This window comes from Ruminiclostridium papyrosolvens DSM 2782 (genome assembly GCF_029318685.1).
Lineage (GTDB): Bacteria > Bacillota > Clostridia > Acetivibrionales > DSM-1351 > Ruminiclostridium > Ruminiclostridium papyrosolvens.
Genome location: NZ_CP119677.1, coordinates 2308131 through 2320622 on the forward strand (window position 1 = coordinate 2308131; position 12492 = coordinate 2320622).

Here is a 12492-nt window from a genome sequence, read left to right on the forward strand (position 1 = left end):
AGGTGAAGTATGGAAGGTCAAATTTTAGGAAACAGGTATCTATTACTGGAAAAAATAGGCGGCGGCGGAATGGCTGTCGTATATAAAGCAAAATGTACACTTTTAAACAGATTTGTGGCTGTTAAGGTGTTGCGAACAGAATTTACAAACGATGATGAGTTTGTAAAACGGTTCAAAATAGAAGCTCAGGCGGTTGCAAGCCTTTCACACCCCAATGTTGTATCGATTTATGACGTGGGACATCAAGATGATATCCATTACATTGTTATGGAATATGTCGATGGTATGACTTTAAAAGATTATTTAAACAAGCATGGTGCGTTAAACTGGAATGATGCAGTTAAAATAACCATTCAAATTTGCTCTGCAATTGAACATGCGCATAAGAATAACATTGTACATAGAGACATCAAACCGCACAATATCCTGTTGACAAAAGAAGGTATTGCAAAAGTCACGGATTTTGGAATAGCACGTGCAGTAACCTCTTCTACAATTACTATGGTTGGAAGTACAATCGGTTCAGTACATTATTTTTCCCCAGAGCAGGCAAGAGGCGGATTTATTGATGAAAAATCTGATTTATATTCCTTGGGAATAGCCCTATATGAAATGGTTACAGGCAAGGTTCCTTTTGATGGAGATTCGCCTGTAGCGGTGGCATTGAAGCATATTCAGGAGACTCCGTTAGAGCCTCACAAGCTAGTTCCCAGCTTACCTTATGGTGTAAATGAAATAATTATGAAAGCTATTCAAAAAGAACAAAATGTGCGTTATCAATCAGCTACGGAAATGCTAAGCGATTTAAACACTGTTCTGGTACAGCCTCAAGGCGGGTTTATAGGTCATAATTCAGTTTCAAGTCAGTCAACAATCAGAATGAGAACTGTAAATTCTGACGATATTGACAGTACTGTAAGAGTAAGTACAAAGCCGACTAATGTAAGTAATAAAAAGTATGAATCCGAAAAACAAAAAAAGAAAAACAATACAACTTATTGGCTGGCCGGTATTGCCAGTGTGCTTGTTATAGGATTATTACTGTTTATAACTATAAGTTTGTTGACAAAAGGTACGCCTGATAATAAAGTTAATACTATGCCCGATTATCGTAATAAGAGATTTGAAGAAATAAAGGATGATTTAGTTAAAAGAGGAATCAATTATACCGAGAACTGGCAGGATAATGATGCAGTAGAGAAAGGTATAATATTCAATCAGAGTGTCGAACCGGGAGCAGAGTACAGAAACGGTAGTTTTACAAATCTTGAGCTTTCCATCAGTAATGGCCCTAAGAGTAAAAAAGTGCCTGATGTTATAAATAAAGATTATAGAGATGCTCAAAGTCAACTTGAAAGTCAGGATATAAAATATAAAATTGAAGAAGAATTTAATGAGAGTGTTAAGGCAGATTATGTAATCCGTACAGAGCCAAAAGCTAATGAAGAGATTAAAGATGATACGGTAGTGACAATTTTTGTTAGTAAGGGTGTGGAAGTTAAATTAGTAAAAGTTCCGAATCTTGTTGGCAAAACGGAAAGTGTTGCTCTAAAACTACTTAAAGATGCAAAATTATCTCTTGGAAGTGTACTTCCGGCAGGCACTACTAATGGAATCGTTAATAGACAAGCTCCTGAAGCATACTCTGAAGTCGCTCCGGGTGAAACGGTAACAATCTGGCTTACACCTCAGGAACAACAGGCGCCTCCAAGTTCAAGCCAGAGCCAACCATCAGATACTCAGACCAGCGGTAATACTGGTGGAGATACAAAAGGTAATGGTAAAGGCGGTAAAGGAAATACATCCGGAGGTCAGGATACTTCAGGTACGCAGCAGCCTGATAACGGCTCCGGAGACGGAGATAATAAAACAAACCCTGATGGAAAGTAAAATAGGAGGTTCATTTTGCCGCTTGGTATAATACTTAAGGGAATTGGTGGTTTTTACTACGTAAAGCAAGAAGATACAGAGAATATTTATGAGTGCAAACCCAGAGGGGTATTCAGGAAGAATTCTGTTACCCCCCTTCCGGGTGATAGGGTAGGCTTTAGCATTATTGACGAAGCTAAAAAGCTTGGAAACGTTGATGAAATACTTCCACGCATGTCAGAACTTGTACGCCCGGCAATTGCCAACGTTGACCAAATAGCAATTGTTGTAGCTGCAAAAGCGCCAAACCCTGATTATATGTTGCTGGACAAGCTGCTAATTACCTCAGAAATGAAAAAAATCAGAGTTATAATATGCATTAATAAGATTGACCTTGATGATGGTACTGCTAAAACTATCAGAAACGCATATTCATTGGCCGGCTATGAAGTCGTAGAAATAAGTTCTGTCCGTAATGTCGGATACAAGCTCTTAAAGGAAGAACTAAAAGAACACATCACTGTTTTTGCAGGTCAATCGGGGGTAGGAAAATCAACCATTTTAAATCATATTATGGATTCATGGGTTATGGAAACGGGAAGTGTGAGCAACAAAATAGAACGTGGAAAGCATACTACACGGCATGCGGAACTTCTTGAACTTAAATACGGTGGTTATGTTGCGGATACCCCCGGGTTTAGTTCTTTTGAGATTACAGATATCCCGTATAATGAACTGGAAAGTTATTATCCCGAGTTCCGGCCTTACATTAATACCTGCAGGTTTAACTCCTGCAGTCATATAACAGAACCTGGATGCAGGATTATTGAAGCACTTGAACACAGCGAAATTGATAACAACAGATATCAAAGATATATACAATTATATAAAGCCTTAAAAGATATTCCAAAATATAAAGGAAAAAAGACCGAATCTAGGAGAGTGATAAAATGATTAAAATTGCACCCTCAATTTTATCAGCCGACTTTTCATGTCTGGGCAGTGAAATTGAAAAAATAGATAAAAACGGTGCGGATATTATTCATATCGATGTTATGGATGGTCATTTTGTGCCAAATATAACAATCGGGCCGGGAGTTGTTAAATGTTTACGTAAATACACACAAAAAACTTTTGATGTTCATCTGATGATATCAAACCCTGATGAATATATTGAGCAGTTTGCACAGGCCGGTGCTGATATCATAACTGTACATGCTGAAGCTACAAAACATCTTAACAGAACAATTCAATTAATAAAAAACTGTGGAAAGAAAGCGGGAGTAGCTCTGAATCCGGCAACACCGCTGACTGTACTGGATTTTGTATTGCAGGACGTGGATATGGTACTTATTATGACTGTTAATCCTGGCTTCGGAGGCCAATCCTATCTGCCCCAATCTACAAAAAAGATTTCAGACTTAAAAAATATGATGATAAGAAATACTCTTGTAGCTGATATTGAAGTAGATGGCGGAATTGATGCCAACAACATAAATATTGTAACAAAGGCAGGAGCTAATGTAATTGTTGCAGGTTCTGCCGTGTTTAAACAAGATGACGTTGGTGAAGCTATTAGAGGCTTAAAACTGAATTCCTACAACAGGAGTGCATTGTAATTTCATATGGCGGAGAGATAAAATGAAGGCTGTTTGTGTTTGTAATGGTTCAATTAGTGATTATGACTTAATTAAAAAGTACATACAAGAATCAGATTATATTATTTCTGTAGATGGAGGAGCGGGTCACCTGAGGAAAATGGGAATTAATCCTGATATTCTCATAGGTGACTTTGATTCTGCCAATTCACAGGATTTGGATTATTATTTAAGAAAAGGCATAAATGTATCGAAGTTTCCGGTTGAAAAGGACATGACTGATTCAGAACTTGCTATTGAAAAGATATTGGAGTTGGGAGCTACAGAGGTTGTCTTTTTAGGAGCCTTGGGAACAAGAATTGACCATTCCTTTGCTAACATTATGCTTCTGAAAAAAATGCTGGATATTGGACTTAGGGGTTCTATTGCAGATGAACATAACGAATTATATATGTTCGATTCAAATTTCAGCATTAGTAAAAAAGAGGGCAGAAAGCTTTCTTTAATTCCCATAACGGAGAAAGTCACAGGTGTAAGTACAAGGGGGTTAAAGTATCCGCTAGTCAATGCAACTATGGTTTTGGGAACTTCCTGGGGAATTAGTAATGAATTTGAGGAAGAAGTAGCTTTTGTCAGTATTGATAGTGGAATTTTACTTGCATGTCTGTCCAGAGATTGATATGTCAATTTCTCGGAAAAATTTGGTTGCCAACAGTAAAAAATCATGTTAATATTGGATTGAACAAGTAATAAATGTGGGGCATTAGCGCAGTTGGGAGCGCATCACACTGGCAGTGTGGGGGTCAGGGGTTCAAGTCCCCTATGCTCCACCAATAAAAAACTACAAGGCCTAAACCTTGTGGTTTTTTATTTCAATAATGATTGTAATATGTTAAAGTAATTAGGGAGGACGAAGATATGATTCAAAAAAAGATTAAAGCTGTTATACTAATAGTTATTTTGTTTCTAAGTGGTTGTTTAGTTACATTTATCGGCTTTTTTAAAGGACGTGACATAGCCATAAGTGTATCAAGACCTAAGGGTGCATCTGGATGGACAACATCACAAGAATTAATGACTAGTTGTACATACTTCCCGATAGTTATTGGAGTGTCCATAATAATACTGTCTTTAATGCTTTCCACTGTTTTATTTATGCAATGGATTAACAAATCAAATTAACTTATGATCTTTATATTTCGAGAATCATATTATTACCGCACATTCAGTTATTGAATTTGCGGTTTTTTCATATCCTCATTACGTGCGCAGTTTTAATATTTTGTATAGAAGCTTTTTTCTTCGGAATTATAGAATTCATATTATTTATAGGTAAGCGGTAAACCATGAGTACAGTTATCAAAAAAACCGCCATATAGGCGGCTGAATTTACTGCTTAGTTTGCTTTCTGCATTGTTCCGGCAGTTGATCTGACCATGGAAGCAGTTTATCTAAAAAAGTTAAGTCTTTGTCATCCATATGCTGGGGTATTTCCTTCAGTAGGTATTTAAAATACTCATATGGCTTAAGATTATTGGCCTTTGCCGTTTCTGCAATACTGTAAATAATTGCGCTGGATTTTGCTCCTTCGATGGTATCTATCATATGCCAGTTGTTTTTCCCTATACAAAACCCGCGAATTGCAGATTCCGTTGCATTGTTGTCTAGTGGTACATCCCCATTCGTAAGGAAGGTTTTTAGATATTTTTCCTGATTGATACAATAGGTAAAGCCTTTGCCCGTTTCTGACTGTGATGCCACTTCTTGTTTATGGTTTTTTATCCATGCGAAGAAAGCCTCCACTTGTGGCTTTACAAGTAGCTGCCGTTGTACGACCCGATCTTCCGGTGTAAGTTCTATCAGATCATTGTCGATTTTGTAGATCATGGCAATTTGCCTCAATGCAGCATATGCAAGTGTACTTTTTGCAGCTTCTTTGTCCATGGTTTTAACCACATCAGCATATCGTCGTCTGGCATGACTCCAACAGCCCGCTATCGTTATACCGGATTCTTCTTTTTCTAATTGATGATATACTTGGTAGCCATCCGTTACCAATACACCCTGGTATTTCTTTAAAAAATCCTTTGGATGGCTGCTGTTTCTGGTTCGCTGGTAATCATAAAGTATAATTGGCGGAGCATTATACAGCTTTCCTGTACGGTATACCCACATGTAACTTTTTGATCCTGTCGCTCTACCATCTTTGGATACAATCACAGGGGTTTCATCCGCTTGTGATACCTTGCATTTATATAGTTCCTGATGCAAACGGTCATATAAAAGTGATAAATACCTCTCTCCACAAAGGATAGTCCAGTTTGCCATTACTTGTCTTGAAATCATTACATCGTTTCTGGCAAATTCCTGTTCAATCCTGTTTAATGGAAGTGCATTGATGTACTTCGAGTTTAGGATGGCTGCCTCCAGTGAAGGAGTGACAATACTGTTTCGAAGCAAGTCGGTTGGCCGACTTGCCTTAACGATGGTTTGGTTGTCATTTCCGCAATAAACCGCCACATGATGTTCTTCTACTTCGAATTGGACAGGGTGAAGAGCCAGCCTTTTGTATACCTCATCAGGAAGACGGCGCCATTTTTCACCAAATGTTGATCTAAGCTGCTCTTCAGATAGTGTATGCTCTATGATTGTAACAGGAATGTTCTTTAGATCTTCTTCACGCTTTCCTTTGTGTTTCTTCCGTTTATAGGCTTTGGGGCATACTTCCTCCAGCTCTGGTTCAGGAACTTTTTCAGCAGCTAAAACTTCAGCTTCGTTAAAATAGAGCTCCATTTGATCTTCAAACTTCATTTTTTCGGAGGAACGTCCAAACCGGTGTTGTTTTGATACACTTAACTGTTCAAAAAGCAGATCCATCTTCTGATTCAGTTCCTGCATCTTTGTATCCTGTTTTTCCTTATCACTCTGTAAGGAGATGAACATATTGATTATGTCTGCTTTGCTGTATTTAGTTAATTCATTTACACAGTATTTTTTATCCATAGAACTATCATACTATACAAAAAACACCATGAACAGTGCAAAAAGGGAATTGCTGAAATCTGTGGATAATCCTCACAAATTCCTGCTTTTATCCACTACAAAATATGCTTGGGAAACGATTTCTTCACTGCTTTTGACTGATCAATAGATAATCCTTCAGTAAGCCATCTGAATTGCTTGGATGTGATACATCTTGCTTCCTTTTCACTACGAGGCCATTGAAACCGTCCGCTTTCCAGACGTTTATACAGAAGAACAAATCCATCTCCCTCCCACAAAATAGCCTTTATGCGATTTGTTTTTCTCCCGCAAAAGAGAAATAGAGTGTTTTGAAATGGATTAAGCTTAAATTCATTTTGGACAATGGCTGCAAGGCCATCAATTCCGCAGCGAAGGTCGGTATATCCGCAAGCAATGTATATTTGATCAAAACCGGCTGCATCATTAAACATGTCCCAGCACCTTTAATATATTGGCAAGCAACTCCGGTGATGTTTGATTTGAAAGTTCAAGGCGAGAGCTGCCAATACATAGAACCATATCAGGACTAAAATATTTATCGGTACACGTTTTGCTGTCCAACACTTTAAGTGGAATAAAAGCTGTATTCTGTTTGGCTACCGGTAATTCAGAAGAAAATGAACTGATTTCTTCACGAACTCTACGTTGCCAGTAAAAAAACTGTTTTTCGTTAATGCTGTTTTCTTGACACCATGCCTTTACAGACATTCCGCTAGTGCGGCATGCATGGATAATGGGAGCCCACTGAGAAAGTCGGTACTTATGAGTTGATTTTTGTGCATCCATAATGAATTCTCCTTGAAACTTCAACAAGTTTGCTTTAAAAACTCCTAAAAGTATTTAAAGTTGCAACTAAAACTATTCAGGAGTAATTATCACATGGCAGATGCCTTCAGTCGAGGTACTCATGGTTTACCACTTACATTTATAGCGTTTAAAGATTACATGACAATCGTTGTACGCATTCTGGTAGTAGCTTTATATACAATAGCTATATTAGGACTTAGATTGTGGTAGATGAGTGATAGTACTGATGAAAAAAATGATTCGTAAAATAAGTCAAGTAAGAATGAAGGGAATGAATTTTATCAAAGTTGAAGATTTTGAAGATATTTATAAGGGAAACAGAAATAATACTACATCAATAATATTAGAAATGAAAGTTAGATTTATTGCAGCAAAAAGAAAAGGTGTTATAGATATACAAGTGTTTTAAGTCTTGACATTAGTCATCTTTGAGAACTAACTATTTCCGTAGTGATTGAAACTTGACATATAAACATGCCAGCTGTAGTATTATTTCTAAATACATGATTTTGATTAGTATCATATCATATTGCGAACTGAAGTGCATTTAGATAATATTCCATTAATTATATAAAAAAGGAGGAGATATTTAAGTGGAATTTAGAGAACTTGGCAAAACTGGTCTACAAGTCAGCGTGATCGGCCTAGGATGCGAAAATCTTGACGGTAAGCCGTACTCGCAGGTTGAAGAAACAATTAATGTTGCTCTTGAAAATGGTGTAAATATTCTTGATGTGTTTATGCCTGGGAAAGAAATTCGAGAAAACATTGCTAGAGCTTTAGGAGATAGACGTAAAAGAGTTGTGATACAAGGACACATAGGTTCTACAGATATTAGGCAACAGTATGATATAAGCCGAGATATGCCTACAGTACGGCGATACTTTGACGATATTTTGCGTATATTTGGCGGCTACATAGATTTAGGAATGATGTTTTTCATTGACTCTGATGAAGATTATAAAAATGTATTTGAAACAGATTTTATTAAATATGTAGAACACCTGAAAAAGCAAGGCTACATTGGTCATATAGGATTTAGTTCACATAATCCGGACACGGCGATTAAAGTAATAAATACAGGAATTCCAGAAATGCTAATGTTTAGCATAAACCCTGCATTTGATATGCTTCCCTCTGAAGAATATATTTTTAATCATTTTCAAAATGGCTTTGCTCCGGAACTGTTTCGAGGAATTGACCCCAAGCGAGCGGAACTATATAAACTTTGCACACAAAAACAGATTGGAATTACAGTGATGAAAGCGCTGGGTGGGGGTAAATTGATTTCACCTGAACACACACCGTTTACAATGCCGCTTACAGTGCCTCAATGTGTTAATTATGCATTGTCAAGACCGGCAGTTGCAAGCGTATTACTTGGCTGCCGGACATCCAGTGAGGTGTTAAATTCTATGCGGTATTTTGAACTTGACGATTCAGAGAAAGATTATGCTGAGATTCTTGGAACGATGCGCAATGATTTTAAAGGAAACTGTGTTTATTGCGGCCACTGTCAGCCTTGCCCAGTAGGGATTGACATTGCAACAGTAAACAAGTACTTAGACATTGCTCGCTTAGATCAAATCAATATACCTCCATCCATTCACTCTCACTATTTAAGCTTAACTCACATTGGAAGTGATTGCATTGGCTGTGGTAACTGCGAGAGCCGCTGCCCTTTTAGTGTACCAATTATCAAAAATATGGCAGAGGCTGAAAGGCTTTTAGGCAAGAATTCCTAGGTTGCATTTATAAAATTACAGTATTTATATATCAAAATCATTCTACTACCGCATATTCAGTAAATGAAAATGCGGTTTTTTACAACCCATTTTAGAGAGCAGTTTGAACATATTTAGAACTAAGTAAATTGATCTTTGAAAAGTTAAAAGTGCGGTACATGTTATATAAAGATTTTCTTGACTCAAGTCAATACCAAATATAGTATAGATGTAATAGTTTTTTATTAGGCGAGTAGTTATATGTTTTGAACAAAGGACAGATTATTTATTTTAGGTGGGGTACTAATATGTATTTGTATCATTATTATGATAAAAGCGATGGTGCTTTTAAGAATTTATCTGATTTGACAGTTGAGGATGCCAAAGAATTACTATTGAAAATAAAACGTGAACGCCCAAATGCACTGGCATCTGCCAGACATGAAAGTTATATAGAAACACGCTTGGGGTATGAAGATATGGCTCGGAGATTATTTGCAGAAAAGGACGGGAAAATATTGAGAAAAGCTCCGCATTATATGGTTGTAGAAGCTTGCCCATGGTTATGTAGTTGGTTCGAAAATCCTGCTTATATTAAAATTCCAATCAATGAATTTGATTTATCAACGCTTTCTTTTACTTATGGAGATATGCACCCAACGTTTAGCCCTCGTGTAAATGATCGTAAAGAATATAGGAAACAACTTTATTTGTATAAAGACATTCTAAAACTAATTAATAAATACGGCCTACCGCAGGAATGGAACGCTGATGGCAGATATGGACCAGAGCGTTATATTGAAGTTCAAGTTTGGAGCGATGAAACAATAAGTAGATTCGTAAAATAATGAATTTCGGTTAGCGGGCATTCTTTATATTCCATGATTTAACTTACGCTAATGAACTAGAAATCTTAACAAACAACTGAATATAGCATAAATCAGCACCGCATTATTCAGCAATTAAATTGCGGTATTTTTGTGCACCAAGTACTCCTTGAAAACTGAATAGTGCGGTAGTGGTTGAAACTTGACTTAGAAACATGTCAGATATATTATTACCTGTAATGCATTGCTTTTAAATAATAAAAAGGGGAGTGATTGAGATAAATCTTAATTCCAGTATAAAACATCCAAGCGAGGATATTATGAAAGAATTAATAAAAGACCAATGGACAAAGGATTCAATTTTTGCTGCGGTTATAGATGCTGAAGGTAATATAGTTTCAAAAGGGAAAACGACAGTTCGAGATGACCATGATCCTACGGCACATGCAGAAATAAATGCTATAAGAAGTGCCTGTAAGCGACTAAAAGTAGATGTTTTACCTAAAGGGTATTGGCTTTATTCAACATTTGAGCCATGTCCTTTATGCGCTGCAGCTATAATCTGGGCTGGATTTGAAGGTGTGGTATATGCTAACAATGCTGATCATAGAGGAAAAGAGATTAATTGGTCATTTATAAAGTGTAGTGATGTTTTACTATCAGGTAAGTATATAAAAGATGTAGCACTAGTTGAAGATTTTTTAATTGATGAAATAAAAGATTACTTTGAATAAATATATTATCTATCTGAATAACACATTTTTTATATATCAGTTGTCATTCTAATACCGCAAATTCAGTATCCTGAACTTGCCGGTTTTTTCATACCTGTATCCGGACGCAAAATGGATAAAAAGAGAAGGAAGCGATATTATCTTGTTTATTTTCAAAATAGCTTTAGAACAGCTATTAATAAATACTTTTAGACTTGGGATTGAATCCGGTCGTGGAGTAAACACTTAGTTGAGGAAGAAGAAAAACCTTGTAAAATTTTAAAAAATCGTTAAAGGTATAAAAATAGTGTGTAGATTAAGGAAAAAATGATGTAATTCAAACATCAAACACATACGATAAATTGTCCACACCCCCACCAGGTGCTTTTTTCATACCCTCACTTTTTGTGGTAACAGCGAGTTATTTACTGAAGGATTAATGCACGTAAAAGTCTTTTGATGTTGACAAAATGTAAATAATCAATTACACTTAAAAAGTAATGTATACATTACTTTTTGGCAAGGAGGAATTACTTTGATACAAAATCGGATTAAGGTTTTGAGAGCAGAACGAGACTGGACACAAGCTGATCTAGCTGAGATGGTAGGTATTTCCCGCCAAGCAATAATATCTATTGAAAAGTATAAATATACTCCTTCATTAGAATTAGCTTTCAAAATTGCGGAGGTTTTTAACGTGCTAATCACTGAAGTTTTTGAACACAAGGAGGACATGAACAATGACTGAACAAACCATCATTTTATTTTTTCTTCTCGTTGGCCTTGGTATAACTCTTTTTCTTTATATCTGGAAAGCAAAAAAGAGCATTGAATACAAGAATGACGAACGTTGGCAGTTACTACAAAATAAAGCAAATAATGTGGCAAATCATTCAAATAATGTTTTGATAGTATTATTGTTTGCCGGAAACATGGTATCACTATTTTCCGATATCCAAATGACATTTACCCTTAACCGTGTTTTAACCTGTATCCTGCTTTTCATCTGTTTACGAAATACAATAGAATTGTTTGCTTTAAAATATTTTGACAAGCGGCTGTGATGACGAAAGACAAAGAATAGAAGTATTTGCGATACCTCGATTCTTTGTCTTTTTACGAAAAGATTTAAAAAATACGATTGGTGAGTATAAATAACTACAAGCCAGTCCAAACATAAATCACATATGATGATTTTTATTAAGTAGTATGTATGCACTTTTATTTTGCATTAGTTTAATAAGGCTAAAAGAACTATTTATATAAAAACGTTTACCTTTTTTAATAAATCTTACATACAAACACTCCACCGGGTGTTTTTTTCTGTCCCTTTTTGAGATGTAATATAGGAAAAGATTCAGAGGAAATATATAACCTGACAGCAAAAAAGGTTATCCTATATAAAAATAGTATATTGGAATTGTATTTAACGTGTATGCCCGAGTCTATAGAACTAAAGTGTAAAAGCACAGGCAAAAATGGTAACTATAGTGTTGAATACAACTCTATAGAAAATTGATTTATGAGGTACCCTACAGATACATATACACCTATATCTGTACCGAAAAGACCAATTTGAATTAATGACTTGAAACCCCTGATACCAGGGGCTTTTATTATGTGTGCATAAGCTTAATTTTTTTGATTGGCCACTTTGAATCCTATTATTAACACACTCATACGCCGTTATAAAATAGCACAATATGATAAAATGTGATATTTATTTCCAATAAACTACAACATTTTACCGATATTTTTCCTTGTGAACCAATAATAATCTCTTCATCCTTCTGTATTAGAGCTATACAATTAATATTAGTAAAATTATCCTTTAAAATATCTAAATTATTGTCAAGAAGTATCCATAGAGGTTACTGAAGAAACTGGGTCTTATATCCGGATTAATTTTTTGAATTCTGGCAAGAAGAAT

14 protein-coding genes and 1 tRNA gene are annotated in these 12492 nt (G+C 36.0%); 12 read left to right on the top strand and 3 right to left on the bottom strand.

Annotated elements, in window-relative coordinates:
- Window positions 1–9 precede the first annotated feature (9 nt).
- The 6 genes from pknB (at window position 10) to P0092_RS10725 (ending at window position 4649) form a co-directional block, all read left to right on the top strand.
- Complete coding sequence (gene pknB / locus P0092_RS10700) at window positions 10–1890, top strand: Stk1 family PASTA domain-containing Ser/Thr kinase (RefSeq protein ID WP_004619605.1); 1881 nt, start codon at window positions 10–12, stop codon at window positions 1888–1890.
- 15 nt (window positions 1891–1905) lie between these two features.
- Complete coding sequence (gene rsgA, locus P0092_RS10705; RefSeq protein ID WP_004619604.1) at window positions 1906–2823, top strand: ribosome small subunit-dependent GTPase A; 918 nt, start codon at window positions 1906–1908, stop codon at window positions 2821–2823.
- Window positions 2820–3488, top strand: coding sequence for a ribulose-phosphate 3-epimerase (gene rpe, locus P0092_RS10710; RefSeq protein ID WP_004619603.1), 669 nt, complete (start codon window positions 2820–2822; stop codon window positions 3486–3488). Before rsgA ends, rpe begins: the two co-directional genes overlap by 4 nt.
- A 22-nt stretch (window positions 3489–3510) precedes the next feature.
- Window positions 3511–4146, top strand: a complete 636-nt coding sequence (locus tag P0092_RS10715; RefSeq protein ID WP_004619602.1) for a thiamine diphosphokinase — start codon at window positions 3511–3513, stop codon at window positions 4144–4146.
- 78 nt (window positions 4147–4224) lie between these two features.
- Window positions 4225–4300, top strand: a tRNA-Ala gene (locus P0092_RS10720).
- Between the two features lie 85 nt (window positions 4301–4385).
- Window positions 4386–4649 (top strand): hypothetical protein, encoded by a 264-nt coding sequence (locus P0092_RS10725; RefSeq protein ID WP_004619601.1) that lies wholly within the window; start codon window positions 4386–4388, stop codon window positions 4647–4649.
- Between the two features lie 207 nt (window positions 4650–4856).
- On the opposite strand, the gene tnpC is transcribed toward P0092_RS10725, so the two are convergent.
- The 3 genes from tnpC to tnpA all read right to left on the bottom strand — a co-directional run bounded on the left by tnpC (window position 4857) and on the right by tnpA (window position 7277).
- Window positions 4857–6470 carry an IS66 family transposase gene (gene tnpC, locus P0092_RS10730; protein WP_004619600.1) on the bottom strand — a complete coding sequence of 538 codons (1614 nt, stop codon included), beginning with the start codon at window positions 6468–6470 and terminating at the stop codon, window positions 4857–4859.
- Window positions 6471–6565: 95 nt separating this feature from the next.
- The gene (gene tnpB, locus P0092_RS10735; RefSeq protein ID WP_004619599.1) at window positions 6566–6922 is read right to left on the bottom strand and encodes an IS66 family insertion sequence element accessory protein TnpB; all 357 of its coding nucleotides are present in this window, start codon (window positions 6920–6922) and stop codon (window positions 6566–6568) included.
- Window positions 6915–7277: an IS66 family insertion sequence element accessory protein TnpA gene (gene tnpA, locus P0092_RS10740; RefSeq protein WP_004619598.1), complete on the bottom strand. Its 363-nt coding sequence runs from the start codon at window positions 7275–7277 to the stop codon at window positions 6915–6917. The genes tnpB and tnpA overlap by 8 nt, the downstream gene beginning before the upstream one ends.
- A 235-nt stretch (window positions 7278–7512) precedes the next feature.
- Between tnpA and P0092_RS10745 the strand changes: the two genes are divergently transcribed.
- The 6 genes from P0092_RS10745 to P0092_RS10770 all read left to right on the top strand — a co-directional run bounded on the left by P0092_RS10745 (window position 7513) and on the right by P0092_RS10770 (window position 11626).
- On the top strand, window positions 7513–7707 hold the full coding sequence (locus P0092_RS10745) for a hypothetical protein (protein WP_131451627.1): 195 nt from the start codon (window positions 7513–7515) through the stop codon (window positions 7705–7707).
- A gap of 184 nt (window positions 7708–7891) precedes the next feature.
- Complete coding sequence (locus P0092_RS10750) at window positions 7892–9043, top strand: aldo/keto reductase (protein WP_004619595.1); 1152 nt, start codon at window positions 7892–7894, stop codon at window positions 9041–9043.
- Between the two features lie 245 nt (window positions 9044–9288).
- Complete coding sequence (locus P0092_RS10755; RefSeq protein WP_276187197.1) at window positions 9289–9870, top strand: hypothetical protein; 582 nt, start codon at window positions 9289–9291, stop codon at window positions 9868–9870.
- 299 nt (window positions 9871–10169) lie between these two features.
- Window positions 10170–10583 carry a nucleoside deaminase gene (locus P0092_RS10760; protein ID WP_004619593.1) on the top strand — a complete coding sequence of 138 codons (414 nt, stop codon included), beginning with the start codon at window positions 10170–10172 and terminating at the stop codon, window positions 10581–10583.
- 514 nt (window positions 10584–11097) lie between these two features.
- Complete coding sequence (locus P0092_RS10765) at window positions 11098–11310, top strand: helix-turn-helix transcriptional regulator (RefSeq protein ID WP_004619592.1); 213 nt, start codon at window positions 11098–11100, stop codon at window positions 11308–11310.
- Window positions 11303–11626, top strand: coding sequence for a hypothetical protein (locus P0092_RS10770; protein WP_004619591.1), 324 nt, complete (start codon window positions 11303–11305; stop codon window positions 11624–11626). Before P0092_RS10765 ends, P0092_RS10770 begins: the two co-directional genes overlap by 8 nt.
- The last annotated feature ends 866 nt before the right edge of the window (window positions 11627–12492 follow it).

Bases quoted from the DNA above. Each gene is read 5' to 3' on its own strand.
- P0092_RS10725 (WP_004619601.1), top strand. From the start codon at position 4,386: ATGATTCAAAAAAAGATTAAAGCTGTTATACTAATAGTTATTTTGTTT.
- rpe (WP_004619603.1), top strand. From the start codon at position 2,820: ATGATTAAAATTGCACCCTCAATTTTATCAGCCGACTTTTCATGTCTG.
- tnpB (WP_004619599.1), bottom strand. From the start codon at position 6,922: ATGTTTAATGATGCAGCCGGTTTTGATCAAATATACATTGCTTGCGGA.
- tnpC (WP_004619600.1), bottom strand. From the start codon at position 6,470: ATGGATAAAAAATACTGTGTAAATGAATTAACTAAATACAGCAAAGCA.
- P0092_RS10715 (WP_004619602.1), top strand. From the start codon at position 3,511: ATGAAGGCTGTTTGTGTTTGTAATGGTTCAATTAGTGATTATGACTTA.
- P0092_RS10760 (WP_004619593.1), top strand. From the start codon at position 10,170: ATGAAAGAATTAATAAAAGACCAATGGACAAAGGATTCAATTTTTGCT.
- tnpA (WP_004619598.1), bottom strand. From the start codon at position 7,277: ATGGATGCACAAAAATCAACTCATAAGTACCGACTTTCTCAGTGGGCT.
- P0092_RS10770 (WP_004619591.1), top strand. From the start codon at position 11,303: ATGACTGAACAAACCATCATTTTATTTTTTCTTCTCGTTGGCCTTGGT.
- pknB (WP_004619605.1), top strand. From the start codon at position 10: ATGGAAGGTCAAATTTTAGGAAACAGGTATCTATTACTGGAAAAAATA.